Source organism: Pannonibacter sp. I15F10I1, from assembly GCF_900185665.1.
Lineage (GTDB): Bacteria > Pseudomonadota > Alphaproteobacteria > Rhizobiales > Stappiaceae > Pannonibacter > Pannonibacter indicus.
Map to the genome: position 1 here is coordinate 150,316 of NZ_FYAN01000028.1, position 21,601 is coordinate 171,916.

The following is a 21,601-nucleotide window of genomic DNA, read 5'->3' on the forward strand; positions in this document are numbered from 1 at the left end:
GCCTTGGCCCGCGAAACTTCTGGCCGTGCATTGGCGCTGCATAGATGTTGCGATCAGGTGGAAGCCGTTCTTGACCGAGTATCTCAATCAGATCGTCACGTTCCTTGGGGATAACCCCGAACTGGCCGGGCTCATCTGCTTCCTGATCGCCATGGGCGAGGCGCTCTTCATTGTCGGCCTCTTTGTGCCCAGCACCGTTGTGCTGGTCGGCGCGGGCGCGCTCGCCGGGCTCGGCAAGCTCGATCCGGTGTCGATCTTCCTGTGGACCACCCTCGGCGCCATTGCCGGCGACGCGATTTCCTATTGGGTCGGCTATTTCTACAAGGACCGGCTGCGCAATGTGTGGCCGCTGTCCCGCTACACCAGCATCATGGAGCGGGGCGAGGCCTTCTTCCGCCTGCATGGCGGCAAAAGCGTCTTCATCGGACGCTTCGTGCCGGGGGTGAAATCCGTCGTGCCGGGCATCGCCGGCATGGTGGGCATGGATGCCTGGTACTTCACGTTCGTCAACGTCACCTCGGCCATCGCCTGGGCCGTCTCGCACCTCGGTCCCGGCTTCATTGCCGGCACGGCGCTGAGTGCCATCGGCGAGGTCAGCGGCCGTCTGGCGGTGATGCTGGGCGTGCTCTGCGTCATTCTCTTTGTCGTGATCATGCTGGGCCGCTGGCTCATCCAGATCATCATGCCGCTGTTCGCCGGCACCCATGGCGCCATCATCGGCTGGTTTGCCCGCCGTCCCGGCCCGGTCTCGCAGTGGGTGGCCCGCTCTTTCGATCCGCAGCATCCCCGCTCCACCGGCATGCTGGCATCCGCGCTCCTGCTGATCATCACCATGCCGGCCTTCTTCTGGCTGGTGACGCAGCTGACGCCGGGCGACAGCCTGACCCAGGCGGATCTGGCGATCCGCAACCTGTTCGAGAGCCTGCGCTCGCCGCTGGGTGACCGCATCCTCGTGCCCATCACCATGCTGGGCGATGGTTTTCTGCTGACCATCTTTGCGCTGCTGGTCGCAGCCTATCTGTTTGGCCGCAAGGCCTGGCGCCGGGGCACCGGTTTCCTCATCGCTGTCAGCACGACAGCGCTGTTCGTGCCCCTGATGAAGGCTCTCGTCGTGCGTGACCGGCCCAATGTCTTTGGCGACGGTGTGCACAGCTTCAGCTTTCCCTCCGGCCATACGACGGTCACCACGGTCATTTTCGGCATCATTGCCGTGCTGATCGCCCATGAGCGCTCGGCCTGGTCCAAGGCCGGCATCTTCACCATCACCGCCATCTATGTGCTGACCATGGCTTTCTCCCGGGTCTATCTCGGGGTGCACTGGACCAGCGATGTGCTGGCGGGCCTGCTGTTCGGCACCGCCATGGTCTCCGCCTTTGCCTTCGTCTTTGGCCATGTCCACAACGAAAAGGTGGGCCGGGGCGTGCTGGTGGCGATTGTCGCCAGTGCCTTCGTGGTGTTCGGCGGCTGGCACATCACGCGCAACCTGCCTGCAGCCCTTGCCACCTACAGCCCCGTGCCGAACGAGCAGGTGCTGGACGAGGCGGATTGGCTCGACAGCGGCTGGACCCGCGTTGCCCCGCGCCGCGTCGGTCTCAGCGGCGATGAGGAAGAGCCGTTGATCGTGCAATATGCCGGAGATCTCGGCACCCTTGCCCGCCGGCTGGAACAGGAGGGCTGGCAAAAGGCTCCGGCCTGGACCGTAAGATCTGCGGCCGGGTTCATTGAAGGCCAGACGAGCGCGGAGGTTCTGCCCGCCCTGCCACGGACCCATTATGGACGCTATGCCGCCCTGGTGATGATCCGCAACAGCCATGCGCCGGACAAGAAGGACGATATCCGTCAGGTGCTGCGTCTGTGGCCCACAAGCTTCGTTATCGGGAGCGGAGAGGACCTCAGCCCCCTCTATGCTGGCGGCATCATTTCGGAAGAGATCCTGCATCCTCTGGGAGAATTCTCCGCCCCCAAGACGGAACAGGCCGCCCCGCCGGCGGACCGCAATCCCTTCCTGCAGCTGCCGGGTGCGACGGAGCGCCAGCGCCCGGATGGATCGGCGGTGACCCTGGTCCCTGCCCCACCACCGGCGGCTCGATAGTTTCACTTAATTGAAAATACGTCTTGGCATGGCCCGCTTAGTTTCCTATGTATGAAACAAGTGGCCGTTTCCGGCCACCTTCAGGCATATGAAGAGAGGGTCAGAATGCCAACCGAATTCACGCCGCTCCTGTCGCTGGCAGGGGGCGCACTCATCGGCCTTGCCGCCGTTGCCCTGATGGCCGTTCATGGCCGCATCGCCGGGATCACCGGCATTCTGGGCGGGTTTCTGCCGGGCTCGGGCGAGAGTGATCGGGGCTGGCGCATGGCCTTCATCGCCGGCATGATCGCCGCTCCCCTCACAGTCATGGCCGCGACCGGCAGCATGCCGCAGATCGCTGTGCCGGTTTCCACACTTGCGCTGGTGGCCGGTGGATTTCTGGTTGGCATCGGCGCCACCTTCGGCTCCGGCTGCACCAGCGGCCACGGGGTCTGCGGCCTGTCGCGCCTCTCTGCCCGCTCCATCGCCGCCACGCTGACCTTCATGGCCACCGGCGCGGTAACCGTCTTCCTTGTCCGTCACGTTTTCGGAGGCTGAGACCCATGCGTATTCTCTCTGCCTTTGCGATCGGCCTCGTCTTTGGCCTCGGCATCCTGCTGTCGGGCATGGCCAATCCGGCCAAGGTTCTGAATTTCTTCGATATTGCCGGAACCTGGGACCCCAGCCTTGCCTTTGTCATGGGCGGCGCCCTCGCCGTGACAGCCGCCGGCTACCAGATCCTCTTCCGCAAGGGCGGCGCGCCGCTGCTCGCCCCGCGCTATCTGGTGCCCACCCGCAAAGATATCGATCCGAAGCTCATCGGCGGCGCGGCTGTCTTTGGCATCGGCTGGGGCCTGTCCGGTTTCTGCCCCGGCGGGCTTGTGCCCGCGCTCGGGCTTGGCCAGAGTGAACCGTGGATCACCTTTGCGGCCGTCGTCGCGGGTATGCTGGCTGCCCGGGCCATCGGCATGCTGCAGGCGCAGCAGAAACCGGCGCGTCCGAAGCTCGCATCCGGCGAATGACCTGACCCCTCAGGAGAAACACCATGAGCACGCAGTCCTATCCGGTTGACATGACGGTGAACCCCGAGGTCACCGCCTTCTTTGATCCGCTGACCAACACCATCAGCTATGTGGTGAAGGATCCAGCCTCGGAGGCCTGCGCCATCATCGACAGCGTCATGGACATCGACTATGCCGCCGGGCGGATCAGCTATGTCTCGGCGGACCAGATCATCCGCTTCGTCGAGGAGAACGGCCTCAGGGTGGAATGGCTGATCGAGACGCATGTCCACGCCGACCACCTGTCTGCCGCGCCCTATATCCAGGGCAAGCTGGGCGGCAATCTGGGCATCGGCAGCCAGATCACCGTGGTGCAGGAAACCTTCGGCAAGATCTTCAACGAGGGCACTGAGTTCCAGCGCGACGGCAGCCAGTTTGACCGGCTGTTCGAGGATGGGGACACCTATCAGGTCGGCAGCATGACCTGCTTTGCCATCTACACCCCCGGCCACACGCCGGCCTGCATGACCCATGTGATGGGCAATGCCGCCTTCGTCGGGGACACCCTGTTCATGCCTGACGGCGGCTCGGCCCGCGCCGATTTTCCCGGTGGGGATGCGGGCACGCTCTACGATTCCATCCAGAAGGTGCTCGCCCTGCCGGACGGCATGCGCCTCTTCATGTGCCACGACTACGGCCCCAATGGCCGTGACATCCAGTGGGAGACCACGGTGGGTGAGGAAAAGGCGCATAACATCCACGTGGGCGGCGGCAAGACGCGCGAGGAATTCATCGCCTTCCGCACGGCGCGCGATGCCGAACTCGACATGCCGAAGCTGATCATCCCCTCGCTGCAGGTCAACATGCGCGCCGGTCAGCTCCCCCCCGCCGATGACAGCGGCAAGACCTTCCTCAAGGTTCCGGTCAACGGACTTTAAGGAGCGTTTGCGGTCAAAGCGTCAGGAATGAATGCAAGTCTTGATCACAGTGCGGAACGATCCTGAAGGCGTGTTTCATGGCAGGGCTTCACCGCCCCCCGCCCCCTGGTGGGGCGGGGTGAGGGGCGGGGGGCGCAGACACTCAGCCCGGCACGAGTTCAGTGGGTCACCCTACGGCAGCTCTTTTGCAACTAGATCAGACGTGGCCCTAAATTGCTGTCTCACAGCCCCCCACCCCTCACCCCTCCCCACCTTGGGGGAGGGGGGCGGAGACTCTGTGCCAGCAAAAGACATGTTCTTCGTTTTCTCCCTCCAGAGAGCCCCCCAATGAACCGGCTTCAGCGCTATCTTCCGATCCTCGACTGGGGCCGTACCTATGACCGGGCGGCCGCCACCAATGATCTCATCGCCGCCGTGATCGTGACGATCATGCTGATCCCGCAGTCGCTGGCCTATGCCCTGCTGGCGGGGCTGCCGGCAGAGGTCGGGCTCTATGCCTCCATCCTGCCGCTGGTGGCCTATGCCATCTTCGGCACCAGCCGGGCGCTGGCGGTGGGACCGGTGGCGGTGGTGTCGCTGATGACGGCCTCTGCCGTGGGCGAACTGACGGCGCAGGGCACGGCGGAATATCTGGGCGCGGCCATTGCGCTTGCCTTCCTCTCCGGGCTTATTCTCATCGTCATGGGCCTGTTCCGCCTGGGTTTTCTCGCCAATCTCCTGTCCCATCCGGTGATCTCCGGCTTCATCACCGCCTCGGGCCTGCTGATTGCTGCCAGCCAGCTGAAACACATTCTCGGCGTGCCGGGCGGCGGCACCACGCTGGTGGAAATCACCTCGTCTCTGGCCGCCAGTCTTGACCAGATCAATCTCATCACGCTTGCCATCGGCATCCCGGCCATCGGCTTCCTGTTCTGGGTGCGCAAGGGGCTGAAGCCGCTTCTGATCCGTGCCGGTCTGAAGCCAAGGCTCGCGGACAGCATCGCCAAGGCCGGTCCTGTCGCCGCCGTCGCCGTGACAACCCTTCTGGCTGCGGCCTTCGACCTCGGCAGCGAGGGGGTGAAGCTTGTCGGCCATATTCCCGGCGGGTTGCCCACACCCGTGCTGCCGCCCTTTGATGCGAAGCTGTGGCTGGACCTTCTGGGCCCTGCCCTGCTCATTTCCGTCATCGGCTTCGTGGAATCGGTGTCCGTGGCGCAGACGCTGGCGGCCAAGAAGCGCCAGCGCATCCTGCCGGATCAGGAACTGATCGGCCTTGGCGCCTCCAATGTGGCCTCGGCCATTTCGGGCGGCTATCCGGTGACCGGCGGCTTTGCCCGCTCGGTCGTCAATTTCGATGCAGGCGCAGAAACCCCGGCAGCAGGCGCCTATACCGCCGTGGGCATTGCGCTGGCCACCCTGTTCCTGACACCGCTTCTCGCCAATTTGCCCCAGGCAACCCTTGCCGCCACCATCATCGTCGCCGTGCTGTCGCTGGTGGATTTTCCGGCCCTGCGCCGCACTTTCATCTATTCGCGCAGCGACTTTGCCGCCATGGCCGCCACCATTCTCGTCACCCTGCTGGTGGGTGTGGAAGCGGGTGTCACCACGGGCGTCATCCTGTCGGTGCTGCTCTATCTGTTCCGCACCAGCCGCCCGCATATGGCTGTCGTCGGCATCGTGCCGGGCACGGAGCACTTCCGCAATGTGCGCCGCCACAAGGTGGTGACCGGCAGCGCGGTGCTGACCCTCCGCGTCGATGAAAGCCTTTACTTCGCCAACAGCCGCTATCTGGAAGACCGCATTCTCGAACTGGTGGCCGAACGCCCGGCGATCCGCCACGTGGTGCTGATGTGCACCGCCGTCAACGTGATCGACGCCAGCGCCTTCGAAAGTTTGGAGGAGCTGAACCGGCGGCTCAAGGATTCCGGCGTCACCTTCCACCTGTCGGAGGTGAAGGGCCCGGTGATGGACCGGCTGAACCGCACCGATTTCACCCATCATCTCACGGGGCAGGTGTTTCTCACCCAATATGACGCCCTGTGCAGCCTCGACCCCGAAACCGCCCACGTCTCCGAATCCCGCCACCCCAAACGCCGCGCCATGAGCACGCTGTGGGACGGGCCGGAGATTTGAGGGTGGGGGAGCTCAACCCTCAGCTTTTCCATCGTCACCCCGGACGAAGCGCAGCGGAGATCCGGGGCCGGTGAACCACGATCTCCCGGTTATGCCTTTTGGGGCAAGCAACTTGTACCCCGGCTCACCGGTCCCGGCTCGGGGGCCGGGATGACGATGGAGGGGCTGCGGATTCGCCGGCAAGCGGCCATGGCGCCTTGTCTGCCCCAATCCACCTTTCACTTGCCTTCCGCACATCACCCGGGCAAGGGTCGCGGCCATGGAACAGATGCCCAAGCCCATACCCGCTCAAGAACCGCCCGAGGCGAGCCTCCGGCAGCGGTTCGTATCCGGCCCGCAGAGCGGCGGGAGCGGCGTTCTGGCCGTCGTCTATTCGCAGGTGCGCGTGCCCGAAGGCCGGTTCGGGCTGGAGCGGCTGTTCATGGACACGCGCCATGCCTGCCTCTTCCTCAATGACCTGCGCTGGCGCTGGTATGAGGGGCAGACAGAGGCCATCGACGCGGCGATTGACGCCGCTGTGGCCGAGGCGAAACCCTCGCGCATCATCCACTATGGCTCGTCCATGGGCGGCCATGCGGCGCTGGCGGCGGGTTTGCGCCGGGGAGATGGCGAGGTGCACAGCTTCGGCCCGGAGCTGGAGCCCGGACGCCCCGGCACCCAGAGCGCGGATTACGGCCTGCCACACCCCGGCACACCGGCAGAGGCGCTGGCGCTTGCCCCGGAGTTCGCAAGGCTGGAAACCCCGCCCGCCCATCCGCTGCATCTCTACTTCGGCCATTTCGATGCCGCTGATGCCGCAGGCGCGGCACGGGTGCTCAGCCGCAAGGCGGAAGTCCCGGCGATGGCCGGCATCCACGTGCATGAACTGGCCTCCTGCCATGCCAGCCATGACCATCTCTACGCGCTGAACGTGATCCGCAAGATCATCCGGACCTTCGAGCGCGATCCGGCGGCGGAGCTGGCCGCCCGCGATCTGCTGCAGCCGCTGCCGCCTGCGTTCCATGCCGGGTTTTCGCAGGCCGCCGAACTCTTGGCGCAAGGCGTCGTGCCGGAGGACGCAGAGCTTCTGCATCTGGCAGGCCTTGCCCCTGATCACATTGGGCTCTTGCGCCTCAGGGCGGATGCGGCCGCCGCGTGCGGAGATCTGGAAGCCGCTCTTGCCCTGATGACAGAGGCCGAAGCACAGATTGCCAGCCATCCCGGCCTAGCTGCCCTGCCCAAGCGCTGGCGCAAGGACCTGACGCTCGCCCGCATCCGCTGGATGGCGGACCTCGGAAGACAGGAGGCAGCGGCGGACCTGCTGAGGTCTCTCGCCGCGCAGATGTCCCATGACGCAAAGGTTCTGGCGCTGGCGGGAGAGCTTGGCATCAACCTGCCGGAAAGCTGAAATGCAGGGACAGCTCTTGCATTTTCCGAACAAATGCGGAACATTTGCAGGATGAACCCGCTGGATCTTGCTCATACCAACCGCATTGCCCTTGATGACCCGCTCACGGACGGGCGCCAGTCCGAAACGGCGCTCAAGGTCTGGCGCGGGGCGGCGCGGCTCATGCGCCTGCAGGGCTTTGCCTGCCTGCCCGAGCTGACGCTGGCCTCCGGGCGGCGGGCGGATCTGATCGCACTGGGCCCGAAGCACGAGATCATCATCATCGAGGTGAAATCCTCCATCGCGGATTTCAGGGCAGACACCAAATGGCCGGACTACCGCGCCCATTGCGACCGGCTCTATTTCGCCACCCATGTGGATGTGCCGGCGGAGATCTTCCCGGAAGAAGCCGGACTGATCCTGTCCGATGGCTATGCGGCGGATATCCTGCGCGAGGCCCCGCACCATCCGCTGGCGGCAGCAACGCGCAAGGCCGTGACCTCCCGCTTTGCCCGTCAGGCCGCGCTGCGCCTGCATGACCTGCTGGACCCGGATGCAAGGGCCATCGCCAGCGTGCTCTGATCCTTGGCGCGGGCGCTGGCGTAAGAGGGAAAGTCTCCACCCGAGCCACGCCCTTGTCAGATCCCGTCATGCCACCAGCACCTGCCACGGCCTCTACACCCTCCTCCTCGCTCGGCCTGCAGGTTGTCTGGTTCAAGCGGGATCTGCGCGCCTTTGATCATCAGCCCCTGTTCGAGGCCGCCCGCCTTGGGCCGGTGCTGCCGCTCTATATCGTGGAGCCGGGGCTGTGGGCGCAGCCGGACATGTCCGGCCGCCAGTTCGCCTTCCTGCGTGAATGCCTTGAGGAGCTGCGGGAGGCGCTCGCCCGGCTGGGCCAGCCGCTGATCATCCGCACGGGCGAAGCGGTGCCGGTGCTTTCCGCGCTGCACCGGGCGCGGGGCATTGCCGCTCTGTGGTCGCATGAGGAAACCGGCAACCTGTGGACCTTCCGCCGCGATCTGGCGGTGAAGGCCTTTGCACGGGCCGAAGGCATCCCCTGGCACGAGCCGCGCCAGACTGGCGTGGTGCGCCGTCTGGCGAGCCGCAACGGCTGGGCCGCGCGCTGGGACCATGACATGCGCAAGCCCCTGCTGCCGGAACCCCTGCTCACTCCGCTCTCCAGCCTTGGCCTCACCATTGATCCCGGCCCCCTGCCCCCGGCGGGCGGTCCTGGCCTCGCGCCGGACCTTTGCCCCCAGCGCCAGCCCGGCGGGCGCAAGGCAGGCCTTGCCTGTCTTGAGAGCTTCCTTCACCGGCGCGGCAAGACCTACAGATCCGGCATGTCGAGCCCCGTCTCCGGCTTCGACGCCTGTTCGCGCCTGTCGCCTCACATCGCCTTCGGCACGCTTTCCTTGCGTGAGATTACGCAGCGGGCGGAAGACCGGCTGAACCAGCTGGTTCTTGCGGGGGATGCGCCGGGTGCGGCCACATGGCGCGGTGCCGTCAGTTCCTTTCTTGCCCGGCTGCACTGGCACTGCCACTTCATGCAGAAGCTGGAGGATGCGCCGCGCATCGAGGTCAGCAACCTGCACCCCGCCCATGACGGCCTGCGCCCTAGCGAGCCGGACCGGGCGCGGCTGGAGGCCTGGATGAAGGGCGAAACCGGCCTGCCCTTTGTGGATGCCACCATGCGGGCGCTCCTTACCACCGGCTGGATGAACTTCCGCATGCGCGCCATGCTGATGGCCGTCTCCAGCTATCACCTGTGGCTGGACTGGCGCACGCCGGGGGAGCATCTTGCGCGTTGTTTCACCGATTATGAGCCCGGCATCCACTGGCCTCAGGTGCAGATGCAGTCCGGCACCACGGGCATCAACACCATCCGCATCTACAATCCGGTGAAGCAGGGGCTGGATCAGGACCCGGATGGCCGCTTCATCCGCCGCTGGGTGCCGGAGCTGCGCGCCATTCCGGACGCTTTCCTGCACGAGCCCTGGAAGGCCCCCAACGCGGGCGCCGTGCTGGACAAGGCCTATCCGCTGCCGGTGGTGGATCATGTGGCAGCCGCGCGGGCGGCGCGGGACAAGGTCTGGTCCTTGCGCAAGGACCGTGACTTTCACAAGGCAGCAGACACCATTCAGGAGCGGCATGGCAGCCGCAAGTCCGGCATCACCCGCCGGGGCCGCGATGGCGGAGGCGGACGCAAACGCCCGGCAGACACCACTGCCCAGCTCAGCTTCGGCCTGTTGCTGCCACAGGAGGAGGGCAAGGGCAGACCATGAAGATGCGCAAGAAATCCGATCTGCCGGTCAAGACCTGCCGCACCTGCGCAAGGCCCTTCACCTGGCGGCGCAAATGGGCCCGCGACTGGGACAACGTCCTCTATTGCTCGGACCGCTGCCGGAGCACGCGCAAAGGCGGAGGCCCGCTGGCTGAAGATCCGGAGGAGGAGGCGCAAAATTCCTCCCGCAGGCGCTAGAGGCTGCCGTCTCCGGCTCCAGACGCAAAACCAGCGCGAGACTTCAGGCCAGCCCGTCCGGCCGGAAGGCGTCCACCACATGTTCGGGCCAGCGGAAGGGCACGACCAGAACCAGATCGAAGCGCAGCGTCTGCGCGGCAAGATGCGGATGGTGCAGCAGATAGATCTGCGCGGCGCGGATGATGCGGTTGCGGGCGGTGGGTGTGACCGCTTCCAGCGCCGCGGTGCGGGTGCGCCGGGCCTTTACCTCGACAAAGGCAACCACATCGCCCCGCTCAGCGATGATATCCACTTCACCGGTCGAGGCCTTGAAGCGGCGCTCCAGAATGCGCCAGCCGCGCAGGCGCAGCGACAGGGCAGCGAGGCTCTCGGCCAGATGACCCAGCCGGTAGGCTTTCCGCCGCTTCTGCCGCCGCCCCCGTTCCGTCATGATCCGGTCTCTTCCCCCTCTGCCCCAGCGGCTGCCTTCAGCTCCAGCGCCAGCTTGTAAACCTCGTTCCGGTCCAGCCCCGTACGCTTCGCCACGTCCTTGGCTGCGGCGGCAACGGGCATGCCGGCAAGGGCCTCGGTGAGCAGCGCTTCCACATCGGCAGCATCTTCCTCGTGAGCCTGCACTTCCGGCGGGCCGATGAGAACGACGATTTCGCCCTTGGGCGGGTTTTCCTCATAGAAAGCCGCCAGTTCCGCCAATGTGCCGCGCTGGAAGGTTTCGAACTTCTTCGTCAGTTCGCGGGCGACCACCGCAGCCCTGTCGCCCAGCACCTCAGCCATGGCGGCGAGAGAGGCGGCCAGCCGGTGGGGCGATTCGAAAAAGGCAAGCGTGGCCGGAATGGCCGAGAGCTCCGCCAGCCGGCGGCTGCGCTGGCCCGCCTTCTGCGGCAGGAAGCCCGCAAAAAGCAGCGTATCGCTGGGCAGGCCGGAGGCGACCAGCGCGGCAAGCGGCGCAGAGGCACCCGGGATGGGGATGACCCGGTGGCCGGCTTCCAGCACATCGCGCACCAGCCGGTAGCCCGGATCGGAAACCAGCGGCGTGCCCGCATCGGAGACCAGCGCCACCACCTTGCCTTCGGCCAGCGCCGCCAGCAGCCGCGGGCGCTGCCGCTCCGCATTGTGCTCGTGATAGGGCAGAAGCGGTGCCCGCAGGCCGAAGCGCTGGGCCAGCGTCGCCGTGACGCGCGTGTCCTCGCAGGCAATCACATCTGCGCCAGCCAGCGTTTCCAGCGCGCGCAGCGTAATATCACCAAGATTGCCGATCGGCGTCGAGACGACATAGAGCGCGGCCTCCTGCCGGGGCGCCTCGACCACCTGTCCGGCAACGAAATAACGCCGTTCTGGCGGGGCTTCAGCCATCGTCATGTCAAAACTCCGGGCAACAACAGCTTGAGCGCTGTCCAACACATGATCCAGTCTCGTGAAACTGGACAGGAACGTTCTGAATTCGTAAAGGTTTTTGAACGCGGACGCGAGGAGGCCATAGTGCAAAACACGATTGAAGCCGCCAAGGGCATGAAAACAGCATCCCCACATGCGTCCGGACGCGGTTTTCTGCGCCGGAGCCGGCTACGGTTTGCCGCTCTTGCCGGGGCGCTCGGCCTTCTGGCGGGCTGCATGCCCTCCACCATGGGGCCGGTTCAGGACAACACCTCCTTCCCGGCCACTCCGGCTGCGCCCACAGTGGCAGGCGAGATGATTGGCGACGGATCGATTCGCGTCGGCCTGCTGCTGCCGCTCAGCGGTGGCGGTTCTGCCTCCTCCATCGCCACCACCTTCAAGAATGCCGCACAGCTGGCGCTCAATGATTTTCAGGGCTCCAACATCCAGCTTCTGGTGAAGGATACGCAAGGCACGGCGGAAGGCGGGCGCGCTGCGGCCGAAGCGGCCATGTCAGAAGGGGCAGAGCTGCTGCTCGGGCCGGTCTTTGCTCCCGCCGTCACCGGTGCTGCCAATGCGGCGCGCAATGCCGGCATTCCGATCGTCGCCTTCTCCAGCGATACGGCTGTTGCAGCCCCCGGCGTTTATCTGCTCAGCTTCCTGCCTGCCGGAGACGTGCGCCGGATCATCGGTTACGCCGCACAGCAGAACCGCAAGTCCTTTGCCGCCCTGTTGCCGGACGATGCCTATGGCTCTGTTGCCGAAGCAGCCTTCCGTCAGGAAGTGGGCCGTGTGGGCGGGCGCATTGTCGCCATCCAGCGCTACAAGCTGACGGGCAGCGACACTTCGGATCTGGCGGCCAAGGCGCAGCAGCTGGCTCCGAACCTGCCTCAGGTCGACGCGCTGTTTGTGCCTGCAGGCGGCGGCGTCGCGCCCTTCGTCATGCAGACACTGGTGCAGCAGGGCGCGAACCTTGGCACGGTGAAGCTGCTCGGCAGCGGCCAGTGGGAAACCCAGCAGGTGACCAACAGCCCGATGATGGCCGGCGCCTGGTTCCCCGGTCCGGAAAAGAGCGGCTTTGACGCGCTGGCCAGCCGCTATCAGGCCGCCTATGGCAGCCCGCCGCCGCGCAATGCCTCGCTCGCCTATGACGGCACCATCCTGGCCGCCGGGCTTGTGCGCTCCGCCGGGCCCCAGCGCTTTGCCACGCAGACCCTGACCAACCGCGACGGCTTCCTCGGCATCGACGGCGTGTTCCGCTTCCTGCAGAACGGCCAGAACGAGCGCGGTCTCGCAGTCTATGAAATCACCGGTTCGGGCGTGAAGCCTGTCTCCCCGGCCCCGCGCGACTTCCGCAGCCCCAGCTGAGAAAGCCCATCATGACCGGCGGAAAACGGGTTCTCCTGATCACCGGCGGCGGCATCGCTGCCTACAAGTCGCTGGACCTGATCCGCCGCCTGCGTGAGCGCGGCGTGAAGGTGAAGGTGGTGATGACAGCCGCCGCGCAGCAGTTCATCACCCCGCTGGCCGCCGGGGCGCTGACGGCCGAAAAGGTCTACACCGACCTCTTCGACCGGGAGGCGGAACAGGATGTCGGCCACATCCGCCTGGCCCGCGACACCGATCTCATCATCGTGGCGCCAGCCACGGCGGACCTGATGGCCAAGATGGCGCAGGGCCTTGCCGGGGATCTCGCCAGCACCGTGCTTCTGGCGACCAACCGGCCCGTGCTGGTGGCCCCGGCAATGAACCCGGCCATGTGGGCCCACCCGGCGACGCAGCGCAATGTGGCCACTCTCAAGACTGATGGCATTGCTTTCATTGGCCCGGAGCGCGGCGAAATGGCCGAAAGCGGCGAGGCAGGCCTTGGCCGCATGGCCGAGCCGCTGGCCATTGCCGAAAGGGCGCTGGCGCTTCTGGAAGCCGGCAACACGCTGCCTGCCAGGCCTCTCGCCGGAAAGCATGTGGTCATCACCTCTGGGCCGACCCATGAGCCGATTGATCCGGTGCGCTACATTGCCAACCGTTCGTCCGGCAAGCAGGGCCATGCCATTGCCGCCGCAGCCGCGGAGGCCGGCGCGCGGGTGACGCTCATTTCCGGCCCCGTTACCCTGCCCGATCCGGCAGGCGTCACGGTCATCCCTGTGGAAACGGCCAAGGAGATGCTCGCGGCCGTCGAAGCGGCACTACCCGCCGACGTGGCCATCATGGCCGCCGCCGTCGCCGACTGGCGCGTGGCGCAGGAAGGCAGCGAGAAGATCAAGAAGGACGGTTCCGGCCAGCCCCCTGCCCTGGCGCTGGTCGAAAACCCGGACATCCTCTCCACTGTCGGCCATCTTGCCGGCAACCGGCCAGGGCTCGTCGTCGGCTTTGCCGCCGAAACGCAGAACCTCATCGCCAATGCGCAAGGCAAGCTGCAGCGCAAGGCCGCCGACTGGATCGTCGCCAATGACGTCAGCCCCGCAACGGGCGTGATGGGCGGAGATGCCAACACGGTGCGCATCGTCACACATGACGGCATCGAGGACTGGCCGACCCTCGGCAAAACCGAAGTCGCCCGGCGGCTTGTGGCACGGATCGCGGCGGCGCTGGAAACCGCTGAGGGCTGAGATCAGCCGGCGCGGATGCGGTCGCCGCTGCCCGATCCTTTGATGGTCTTGAGGATGTAGCGGAAATAGGCGGAAAGGCTCAGGTCCTTCAGCATCCGCGCGTCGGTTTCCGCCAGCAGCTGCGGCGTGGACATGTCGATATCGTTGATCTGGGCGAGCCCTGTGATACCCGGGCGGGCATTAAAGACGCCGCGCGCTGCGCGCTCAGTGATCAGTTCTGTCTGGTTGAACAGGCAGGGCCGCGGGCCGACAAGGCTCATCTCCCCCTTCAGCACGTTCCAGAGCTGCGGCAGTTCATCGAGTTTCGTGCGCCGCAGAAAATGCCCTAGCTTCGTCACCGCCTGCGGATCGGCCTGATGGGTGGCAACGGACGCTGTATCCGGCCGCATGCTGCGGAACTTGACGAGAATAAACGGCCTTTGCCCCCGCCCGACCCGCTCCTGGCGGAACAATGGCGAGCCCGTATCGAACCAGCCCAGAACCCAAAGCACAGCCAGAAGGGGAGAGCCAAAGACAAGCCCGGACAAAGACAGGATCACATCGCAAATGCGCATCATATCAGCCGTCTTTCAAATCGCCGTTCACCGGCAGCAGCATCCGTTCAGGGCTGTCGCAGCGGCCCGGGGTTTACAACAAGAAGCCGGATAGCCGTCCGCCGGCGTTTTGCCAAGGGGCAAGGTCTGAAACCACACCCGCCTTCACCGCTCCTTCGTCTCGCGCACCGGCAGGGGGCGTTGCTCTTCGATGGCTTCCATGGCGAAGTAGGACGTGACGCTGTCGAGTTCGATGCCGGAGATCAGGCGGCGGTAGACGGCGTCGTAGCTGGCCATGTCGCGGGTGACGACTTTCAGCATGTAGTCATAGTCGCCGCCGATGCGGAAGAAGTCGATGACCTCCGGGATCTGCACCACGTGGCGCCGGAAAATATCCAGCCATTCCGCCGAATGGTGGCGGGTGCGGATCATCACAAAGACCACCAGATCAAGGCCCAGCCGGGTGCGGTCGAGCTGCACCGTCTGGCCGGTGATCACGCCCTCCTTCTTCAGCGCCTGAATGCGGTTCCAGCAGGCGTTGGGCGACAGATGGACCTTCTCCGACAATTCGCGCTGGGTCAGGCTGCCATCTTCCTGCAGCGCCTTGAGGATGGCCTTGTTGAACTGATCAATCATCATGCGCCTTTGTCGAACAGATTCATGGCTATGGGGCGCAATGATGTGAAATATGGGAACATATCTCAAGTCTGATCGCATAATTTTCGATGCATCAGTCTTTTTCCGTTGGAACCATCCCATGCCGATGAGCCTTGAAGCCTTCCAGAGCAGCCTGCGCACCTCCCGCACCGTCGAGGCGCTCAGCGCCGGGCTGATCGGCGAGGGGGCGGAGATCGAAGGGGCCTTCGGGCCGCGCAGGATCACCTATGCGGATTACACCGCTTCGGGCCGGTCGCTGCGGCAGGTGGAGGAGTTCATGCTCACCGAGGTTCTGCCGTATTATGCCAACAGCCACACGGAAGCTTCCTATTGCGGGGCGCGGATGACCACGCTGCGCCGCGAGGCGCGGGCACAGATCGCGCGCAGCACCGGTGCGGATGAAAATTACACGGTCATCTTCACGGGCTCCGGCGCCACCGCCGGCATCAACCGGGCGCTCAGCCTGTTCGGCTTTGCCGGGGCAGGGCAGGAAGGTGGCCGGCCGGCGGTTCTCATCGGCCCCTATGAGCATCATTCCAACATCCTGCCCTGGCGCGAGAGCGGTGCGGAGGTGGTTGAAATCCCTGAAGCGCCGCAGGGCGGGCCGGACATGGATGTGCTGGAAGCTGAGCTTCTGCGCCTCAGGGACCGGCCGCTGGTGCTGGGTGCTTTTTCTGCCGCCTCCAATGTGACGGGCATTCTGACGGATGTGGATGCGGTGACCCGCCTGCTGAAGCGCCATGGCGCGCTCGCCCTCTGGGACTATGCGGGCGGCGGCCCCTACCTACCCATCACCATGGCGCCGGAAGCAGACAGCGCCAAGGATGCGGTGGTGGTGTCGCCGCACAAGTTTCCCGGCGGGCCGGGGGCATCGGGCATCCTGATCATCCGCAATGCGGCGGTGCGCGCCAATAAGCCCACATGGCCGGGCGGCGGCACGGTGTCTTTCGTCTCGCCCTGGGGCCATGACTATTCCGCCTCTCTGGCCGCGCGTGAAGAAGCAGGCACGCCGAATGTGCTGGGCGATATCCGCGCCGGCCTCGCCTTTGCGGTGAAGGATGCGGTGGGTTGCGATTTCATCCTCGCCCGTGACACGGAACTGGCCCGCATGGCCTTCGCGGCCTGGGATGGCCATCCCGCCTTGCGCATTCTGGCGGCGGACCAGCGGGACCGGCTGCCCATCTTTGCCTTTCAGGTGCTGGACCGGCAGGGTGCACAGGTGCATCCGCAACTTTTCACCCGCATGCTGTCCGATTTTCACGGCATCCAGGCCCGTGGTGGCTGCGCTTGCGCCGGGCCCTATGCGCACCGGCTGCTGGGCATCTCTCAGGCGCGCTCGGAAAGCCTGCGCGCTTCGATCCAGGCCGGGGATGAGATCGAGAAGCCCGGCTGGACGCGGCTCAACTTCAGCTACCTGATGAGCAATGAAACCGCCCGCTTCATCCACCAGTCGGTCGCGGAACTGGCGGCCGAAGCGGGTGAGCGGGCAAAGCTCTATGTGGCCGACACGCGCACGGCCCGTTTCCGCAAGGCGGGCTGAGGGCTCGCTTATCGGGTGGCGCAGCAGCAGGGCCGGGGTTAGGGTCAGAATCTGACAATCACCGGACCTGCCGTTGCCATGACCCAGCTTTTTGACCTCAACCTTGCCGGACGCGAAGCTGCCGCCGTTCCCGAAACGGGGGAAGCTGCCGCGCGGGACTATGCCATCGTCCGCCAGACGCTGGAGCGCATTTCGGATACCTGGCGCGACCAGCCGGCGCTGGAGGATCTTGCCCGCGAGGCAGGATTGCAGCCGATCCAGCTGCAGCGGGTGTTCTCGCGCTGGGCCGGTCTGACGCCGAAGCAGTTTCTGCAGGCGATCACGCTGGATCATGCCCGTGACCTCTTGCGCGATGCGGCCAGCATTCTGGAAACCTCCTATGAGGTGGGGCTGTCCGGGCCCGGGCGGCTGCATGATCTCTTCGTCACCCACGAGGCGATGACGCCGGGCGACTACCGCAACCGCGGGGCGGGCCTCACCATCCGCTACGGCTTCCATCCCTGCCCTTTTGGCCAGGTGCTGATCATGGCGACCGACCGGGGCCTTGCCGGGCTCGCCTTCGCCGATGAGGGCGAGGAAGCCTCGGCCTTTGCTGACATGTCGGGCCGCTGGCCTGCGGCCGTCTTCGTGGAAGATGACGTGGCAACAGCGCCCTATGCGGCGCGGGTGTTTGATCCGGCCAGCTGGTCTGAGGAAACGCCGCTCAAGGTCATTTTCATCGGCAGCGATTTTGAGATCCGTGTCTGGCGCACGCTGCTGAAGATCCCCATGGGCAAGGCGACCACCTATTCCGACATTGCCCGCAGCCTTGGCAAACCCAGCGCGGCGCGGGCGGTGGGCTCGGCCGTGGGGCGCAATCCGATTTCCTTTGTCGTGCCCTGCCACCGGGTGCTGGGACGCACCGGCGGGCTTTGCGGCTATCACTGGGGCCTGACCCGCAAACGCGCCATCCTCGGCTGGGAAGCCGGCATCACCGGCATGGGAGGCTGAAAGGGGGAGGCTGAAAGGGGGAGGCTGAAAGGGGGAGCTTGAAGGGAAGACTGATCGGGGAAGATGAAAAGCCTAAAATTCGAAAGGCTTTTTCAAGGGATTGGACTGCAAGCTTGTTTCCGGCTGTGCCCGCAGAACCTTGTCGGGCCTTCATCAGGATCAGGCCTGCCGCGCAGGCCGCTGGGGACAGGGCATGCGACCGCAATCGGCAGACGGAAACGGCAGCAAGGCTGAAGCGGAAACGGGCCTGAAGGCACAGCAGCCGGACGGTCCCGAGCGCCCGGAGGGGCAGAAGCGCCCGCAAAGCCCGAAAGACGCAAAGCGTCCGCCGAAGGGCAAGGCCGGTCAGCCCGGATCCGCGCCGGACGAGCCCGATGCCCTGACCCGCGCCGGGCGCCGGTTCGGTCACGAACGGGTTCTCACACTGGCCGCAGCTATTGGCGTTCTGGCGCTGATTGCTGCCCTTCTGCTGCTCGGCGGCGGGCCTTACGAGCGGCTTCTGGCGCTGGTCCTCGGTTTTGCCGCAGGCGGGCTTGCCATCGCCTGTGTCATTCATGACGACCGCCACCGCCTGCAGACCGCACTCGGCACCGCGGCGGTGGAGACCCACCGGCTGAACCAGCGCATCGAGGAGCTGGAAGACGCCGCCTGGGAACTGCGCGAATCCGACGAGCGCCATGCCAGCATTCTCCATGCGCTGGGCGATGTGGTCATCCGCCGCGACATGGAAGAAAACGTCATCTATGCCAATCCGGCGGCCGGAAGCCTGTTCTGGCCGGAGCAGAGCCCGCGTCCCGGCGAAAAACTGGAGCTGCCGCTGGCGGACACGCCGCAGGACCTGCTCAGCGCCGAAGCCACCGGCGTCTTTGGGGATATTCTGCTCGACACCCGCGAAGGCCCGCGCTGGTTCTCCCGCATCGACGTGACCGTGCGCGAGGGCCCGCGCGGAACGCCGGTGCTGCAGACCGTGCTGCGTGACGTCACCGCGCGGCGCAAGATGGAAGAGGAGCTTCTGGCCGCCCGCCAGAATGCGGAAAGCGCCAGCGAGGCCAAGTCCCGCTTTCTGGCCACCGTCAGCCACGAGGTGCGCACGCCGCTCAACGGCATTCTGGGTATGGCGGCGCTCCTGTCGGATACGCATCTCACCCATGAACAGAGAGCCTATGTGCGGGCGCTGGAAACCTCCGGCGAAACGCTGCTACTGCTGATCGACGAGCTGCTGGACTTCTCCCGCGCCGAAGCCGGCAAACTGACGATCCAGCCGGGACCGGTGGACCTCGAAAGCCTTGCCGAACATGTGGTGGAGCTGCTGGCGCCGCGTGCCCATGCCAAGGGGCTGGAGATCGGCTTCACCGCCGACCCGGCAATTCCCCGTATCGTAACGGCTGATGCCAACCGGCTGCGGCAGATCCTGTTCAATCTGGCCGGAAACGGCATCAAGTTCACCGAAGAGGGCGGCGTCCTCATCAGCCTTGCCATCACGCCGCAGGGCAGCGGCAGCCTGCTGACGCTGGAGGTGCGGGACACCGGCATTGGCTTCTCGGCAGCCGATGCCGAACGGCTGTTCGGCGAGTTCGAGCAGGTGGACCATGGCCCTGCCCGCCGCTACGGCGGCACGGGGCTTGGCCTTGCCATCGTCCGCCGCCTCGTGGGGCTGATGGAGGGAACGGTCGAGGCACTGGCCGAAGAAGGCAAGGGTGCCGTCTTCCGCATCTGCCTGCCGCTGCCCGAAGCGCCCGATGCTGCCGGTCATGCCGGTCTTGAATGCCTGACAGGCCGGCGCGTCGTGATCGTGTCACAGGGCGTGATCGAGGGCGAAGCGCTGGCGCTGCAGTTCATCACCCATGGCGCCAGGGTGCAGCTGGTGCAGCCGGGGGACGACACGCTGGCCGACGCCCTGCCCCATGCGGATCTCGTGCTGCTGGAACATGGCGCTGTGGCCGATGGTGCGGGCTGGCTGGCCACGGCCCGGGCAGCGGGCTGCGTGGCGCCAGCTATTGTTCTCGTGACCCCGCCGGAGCGGGACCGGCTGGACCGGCTGCGCGAGGCAGGGTTCTCCGCCTATCTGGTGCGGCCCGTGCGCGGGCGAACGCTCCGGCGCATCATTGCCAGCCTCATGGGCGAAGGCGGTGAAACGCTTGCCTGGGAAGCGGCCGTGGATCTGCCGCCCGAGCGCATTCCCGGTGCGCCGCACCGGCTTGCCCCGGCCCGGCCGCTGCGGCTGCTGCTGGCCGAGGATAACGATATCAACCGGCTTCTGGGCGAAGCGCTGCTGCGCAAGCTCGGCCATGAGGTGACGGTGGTGCCCGACGGTCTGGAGGCCTGGCGCGCGGCCAGCGAGCAGAATTTCGATGCCATCCTGATGGACCTGCACATGCCGGGGCTCGACGGGCTGGATGCCATGGCCCAGATTCGCGAGATCGAAACCGCCCGCGGGCGCCCGCATGTGCCGGTGCTGATCGTCACGGCGGACGTGATGCCGGCCGCCCGCGACCGGGCAAGAGCGAGCGGTGTTGCCGGTTTCCTCACAAAACCGCTTTCCCGCGAAGCCGTTGAAGACGCATTGGAAAATCTGCCCTCCCGGACATAGTGCCGCTCCCGGATTGTTACCGTCACGAAATATTGTGAACGCTGGCCGTTGTCATGCTAGTGTTGGAAAACTATGGTCTACGGCAAGATCAGGGTTTCGCCGGTTAAGGGGATGAGAATCACTGCAACGGCGCAGCAATCTGACAGGACAAACGAGGCCTGCGGCAACGGTTTCGCAGGGCCCCCGGTGGGAAACAACCGAGGCAGATAGGGGACCGAATCTCAATGATGCGGCCAGGTCTATTTTCTCCGCGCAAGCTCGTGCAGAAGTTCGTGCCGATGATGGGCGAACAGGGCATTTCCGCGCGCTTTTTCCCAGGTTTCGCCAAGTCTCTGCATGGCGAAACAGGCCTTTACGGCGATCTTTCCCTTGGCCGTGTCGGATCGCTGGAGGTGCGCCTCGCCCGCACCGCGCGCGAGGTGAAGAAGGCGCAGCGCCTGCGCTATCACGTCTTCTACGAGGAAATGTCCGCCATCGCCGATGCGCAGACCCTCGCTGCCCGCCGCGACATGGATGCTTTTGACGCCATCTGCGATCACCTGCTGGTCGTCGATCATGCTTCGATGAAGCGCAACAAGCTGGGCCGCCTGCAGCCGCAGATCGTCGGCACCTACCGCCTGCTGCGCCAGGATGTGGCCGAGGCAAACGGCGGCTTCTATACGGCCAGCGAATATGACATCCAGCCGCTGGTCGACGCCAATCCGGGCCTGCGCTTCCTGGAACTGGGCCGCTCCTGCGTGCTCAAGCCCTACCGCAACAAGCGCACGGTCGAGCTGCTGTGGCACGGCATCTGGGCCTATGTGATCCGCCACCGCATCGACGTGATGATCGGCTGCGCCTCCATCGAGGGCACGGATCCGGACCGGATCGCCAGCCAGCTGTCCTTCCTGCACCACCACGCCCGTGCGCCGGAGCCCTGGCGCGTGCGCGCCGTGCCGGAGCGCTATGTCGAGATGAACCGGGTGGCCCGTGAAGAGCTCAACGACAAGGCCACCTTGCGCGAGCTGCCGCCGCTGGTGAAGGGCTACCTGCGCCTCGGCGCCTATATCGGTGACGGGGCCGTGGTCGACTATCAGTTCGGCACCACGGACGTTCTCATCGTCATGCCGGTGACGCAGCTGAATGAGCGCTACGTGAACTATTACGGTGCGGACGCCTCGCGCTACTCAAGCTGAGCTGGCGAACTATCCGCATCCAACGCCAAAGGACCGCTGCCTCTCCGGGGCGGCGGTTTTTGCTTGCGGGGCTCCGCCTCCACGCCTTGCCCGGCGCCCAAGGCTTAACGCCGCCTTAAACCAGCCGCTCTAGTTTGATGCAGATTGCCTGTGCTCCCTGCGCAGGCCC

General features: G+C 65.7%; 19 protein-coding genes. 15 read left to right on the plus strand and 4 right to left on the minus strand.

Annotated elements, in window-relative coordinates:
- Positions 1 to 70 precede the first annotated feature (70 nt).
- From IF10I1_RS19275 to IF10I1_RS19315, 9 genes are all read left to right on the plus strand, one after another.
- Positions 71 to 2,092, plus strand: a complete 2,022-nt coding sequence (locus IF10I1_RS19275) for a bifunctional DedA family/phosphatase PAP2 family protein (protein WP_186415197.1) — start codon at positions 71 to 73, stop codon at positions 2,090 to 2,092.
- A gap of 105 nt (positions 2,093 to 2,197) precedes the next feature.
- Entirely contained in the window at positions 2,198 to 2,629 is a 432-nt protein-coding gene (locus tag IF10I1_RS19280; protein WP_050473613.1) for a YeeE/YedE family protein, read from the plus strand.
- 5 nt (positions 2,630 to 2,634) lie between these two features.
- A complete protein-coding gene (locus IF10I1_RS19285) occupies positions 2,635 to 3,093 on the plus strand; it encodes a YeeE/YedE family protein (protein ID WP_186424615.1) in 459 nt (152 codons plus the stop codon).
- A 23-nt stretch (positions 3,094 to 3,116) separates the two neighbouring features.
- Positions 3,117 to 4,010 carry an MBL fold metallo-hydrolase gene (locus tag IF10I1_RS19290; RefSeq protein WP_186391439.1) on the plus strand — a complete coding sequence of 298 codons (894 nt, stop codon included), beginning with the start codon at positions 3,117 to 3,119 and terminating at the stop codon, positions 4,008 to 4,010.
- A gap of 327 nt (positions 4,011 to 4,337) precedes the next feature.
- On the plus strand, positions 4,338 to 6,122 hold the full coding sequence (locus tag IF10I1_RS19295; protein ID WP_186391440.1) for a SulP family inorganic anion transporter: 1,785 nt from the start codon (positions 4,338 to 4,340) through the stop codon (positions 6,120 to 6,122).
- Positions 6,123 to 6,381: 259 nt separating this feature from the next.
- The gene (locus tag IF10I1_RS19300) at positions 6,382 to 7,509 is read left to right on the plus strand and encodes a hypothetical protein (protein ID WP_186391441.1); all 1,128 of its coding nucleotides are present in this window, start codon (positions 6,382 to 6,384) and stop codon (positions 7,507 to 7,509) included.
- Positions 7,510 to 7,560: 51 nt separating this feature from the next.
- Complete coding sequence (locus tag IF10I1_RS19305; RefSeq protein WP_208977088.1) at positions 7,561 to 8,070, plus strand: MmcB family DNA repair protein; 510 nt, start codon at positions 7,561 to 7,563, stop codon at positions 8,068 to 8,070.
- 68 nt (positions 8,071 to 8,138) lie between these two features.
- Positions 8,139 to 9,770, plus strand: coding sequence for an FAD-binding domain-containing protein (locus tag IF10I1_RS19310; RefSeq protein ID WP_186391442.1), 1,632 nt, complete (start codon positions 8,139 to 8,141; stop codon positions 9,768 to 9,770).
- The gene (locus tag IF10I1_RS19315; protein ID WP_186391443.1) at positions 9,767 to 9,967 is read left to right on the plus strand and encodes a DUF2256 domain-containing protein; all 201 of its coding nucleotides are present in this window, start codon (positions 9,767 to 9,769) and stop codon (positions 9,965 to 9,967) included. Before IF10I1_RS19310 ends, IF10I1_RS19315 begins: the two co-directional genes overlap by 4 nt.
- Positions 9,968 to 10,010: 43 nt before the next feature.
- On the opposite strand, the gene IF10I1_RS19320 is transcribed toward IF10I1_RS19315, so the two are convergent.
- Both IF10I1_RS19320 and rsmI read right to left on the minus strand, forming a co-directional pair.
- Entirely contained in the window at positions 10,011 to 10,397 is a 387-nt protein-coding gene (locus IF10I1_RS19320) for a YraN family protein (protein WP_186391444.1), read from the minus strand.
- Positions 10,394 to 11,323, minus strand: coding sequence for a 16S rRNA (cytidine(1402)-2'-O)-methyltransferase (gene rsmI / locus IF10I1_RS19325; RefSeq protein WP_186391445.1), 930 nt, complete (start codon positions 11,321 to 11,323; stop codon positions 10,394 to 10,396). Before rsmI ends, IF10I1_RS19320 begins: the two co-directional genes overlap by 4 nt.
- Positions 11,324 to 11,443: 120 nt before the next feature.
- Here rsmI and IF10I1_RS19330 point away from each other — a divergent pair, with 120 nt between their 5' ends.
- Both IF10I1_RS19330 and coaBC read left to right on the plus strand, forming a co-directional pair.
- Positions 11,444 to 12,706 (plus strand): penicillin-binding protein activator, encoded by a 1,263-nt coding sequence (locus tag IF10I1_RS19330; protein ID WP_186391446.1) that lies wholly within the window; start codon positions 11,444 to 11,446, stop codon positions 12,704 to 12,706.
- Positions 12,707 to 12,717: 11 nt separating this feature from the next.
- Positions 12,718 to 13,947, plus strand: a complete 1,230-nt coding sequence (coaBC, locus tag IF10I1_RS19335; RefSeq protein ID WP_186391447.1) for a bifunctional phosphopantothenoylcysteine decarboxylase/phosphopantothenate--cysteine ligase CoaBC — start codon at positions 12,718 to 12,720, stop codon at positions 13,945 to 13,947.
- 2 nt (positions 13,948 to 13,949) lie between these two features.
- Here the strand turns inward: coaBC and IF10I1_RS19340 are convergent, their stop codons facing one another.
- Together IF10I1_RS19340 and IF10I1_RS19345 are read right to left on the minus strand one after the other, a co-directional pair.
- Positions 13,950 to 14,504, minus strand: coding sequence for a sugar transferase (locus IF10I1_RS19340; RefSeq protein WP_186391448.1), 555 nt, complete (start codon positions 14,502 to 14,504; stop codon positions 13,950 to 13,952).
- A gap of 141 nt (positions 14,505 to 14,645) precedes the next feature.
- The gene (locus IF10I1_RS19345) at positions 14,646 to 15,119 is read right to left on the minus strand and encodes an Lrp/AsnC family transcriptional regulator (RefSeq protein WP_186391449.1); all 474 of its coding nucleotides are present in this window, start codon (positions 15,117 to 15,119) and stop codon (positions 14,646 to 14,648) included.
- A gap of 118 nt (positions 15,120 to 15,237) precedes the next feature.
- Between IF10I1_RS19345 and IF10I1_RS19350 the strand changes: the two genes are divergently transcribed.
- From IF10I1_RS19350 to IF10I1_RS19365, 4 genes are all read left to right on the plus strand, one after another.
- On the plus strand, positions 15,238 to 16,677 hold the full coding sequence (locus IF10I1_RS19350; RefSeq protein ID WP_244284573.1) for an aminotransferase class V-fold PLP-dependent enzyme: 1,440 nt from the start codon (positions 15,238 to 15,240) through the stop codon (positions 16,675 to 16,677).
- 78 nt (positions 16,678 to 16,755) lie between these two features.
- Complete coding sequence (locus tag IF10I1_RS19355) at positions 16,756 to 17,667, plus strand: bifunctional helix-turn-helix domain-containing protein/methylated-DNA--[protein]-cysteine S-methyltransferase (protein ID WP_050473574.1); 912 nt, start codon at positions 16,756 to 16,758, stop codon at positions 17,665 to 17,667.
- Between the two features lie 193 nt (positions 17,668 to 17,860).
- Positions 17,861 to 20,257 (plus strand): PAS domain-containing hybrid sensor histidine kinase/response regulator, encoded by a 2,397-nt coding sequence (locus IF10I1_RS19360; protein WP_208977089.1) that lies wholly within the window; start codon positions 17,861 to 17,863, stop codon positions 20,255 to 20,257.
- Positions 20,258 to 20,535: 278 nt separating this feature from the next.
- Positions 20,536 to 21,432 carry a GNAT family N-acetyltransferase gene (locus IF10I1_RS19365; protein ID WP_371328523.1) on the plus strand — a complete coding sequence of 299 codons (897 nt, stop codon included), beginning with the start codon at positions 20,536 to 20,538 and terminating at the stop codon, positions 21,430 to 21,432.
- Positions 21,433 to 21,601 lie beyond the last annotated feature (169 nt).

Coding starts and splice junctions, on each gene's coding strand:
- IF10I1_RS19305 (WP_208977088.1), top strand. CDS start 7,561: ATGAACCCGCTGGATCTTGCTCATACCAACCGCATTGCCCTTGATGAC.
- IF10I1_RS19355 (WP_050473574.1), top strand. CDS start 16,756: ATGACCCAGCTTTTTGACCTCAACCTTGCCGGACGCGAAGCTGCCGCC.
- IF10I1_RS19360 (WP_208977089.1), top strand. CDS start 17,861: ATGCGACCGCAATCGGCAGACGGAAACGGCAGCAAGGCTGAAGCGGAA.
- rsmI (WP_186391445.1), bottom strand. CDS start 11,323: ATGACGATGGCTGAAGCCCCGCCAGAACGGCGTTATTTCGTTGCCGGA.
- IF10I1_RS19340 (WP_186391448.1), bottom strand. CDS start 14,504: ATGATGCGCATTTGCGATGTGATCCTGTCTTTGTCCGGGCTTGTCTTT.
- IF10I1_RS19320 (WP_186391444.1), bottom strand. CDS start 10,397: ATGACGGAACGGGGGCGGCGGCAGAAGCGGCGGAAAGCCTACCGGCTG.
- IF10I1_RS19300 (WP_186391441.1), top strand. CDS start 6,382: ATGGAACAGATGCCCAAGCCCATACCCGCTCAAGAACCGCCCGAGGCG.
- IF10I1_RS19290 (WP_186391439.1), top strand. CDS start 3,117: ATGAGCACGCAGTCCTATCCGGTTGACATGACGGTGAACCCCGAGGTC.
- IF10I1_RS19315 (WP_186391443.1), top strand. CDS start 9,767: ATGAAGATGCGCAAGAAATCCGATCTGCCGGTCAAGACCTGCCGCACC.
- IF10I1_RS19350 (WP_244284573.1), top strand. CDS start 15,238: ATGCCGATGAGCCTTGAAGCCTTCCAGAGCAGCCTGCGCACCTCCCGC.
- IF10I1_RS19310 (WP_186391442.1), top strand. CDS start 8,139: ATGCCACCAGCACCTGCCACGGCCTCTACACCCTCCTCCTCGCTCGGC.
- IF10I1_RS19345 (WP_186391449.1), bottom strand. CDS start 15,119: ATGATGATTGATCAGTTCAACAAGGCCATCCTCAAGGCGCTGCAGGAA.
- IF10I1_RS19295 (WP_186391440.1), top strand. CDS start 4,338: ATGAACCGGCTTCAGCGCTATCTTCCGATCCTCGACTGGGGCCGTACC.
- IF10I1_RS19285 (WP_186424615.1), top strand. CDS start 2,635: ATGCGTATTCTCTCTGCCTTTGCGATCGGCCTCGTCTTTGGCCTCGGC.
- coaBC (WP_186391447.1), top strand. CDS start 12,718: ATGACCGGCGGAAAACGGGTTCTCCTGATCACCGGCGGCGGCATCGCT.
- IF10I1_RS19280 (WP_050473613.1), top strand. CDS start 2,198: ATGCCAACCGAATTCACGCCGCTCCTGTCGCTGGCAGGGGGCGCACTC.
- IF10I1_RS19365 (WP_371328523.1), top strand. CDS start 20,536: ATGATGGGCGAACAGGGCATTTCCGCGCGCTTTTTCCCAGGTTTCGCC.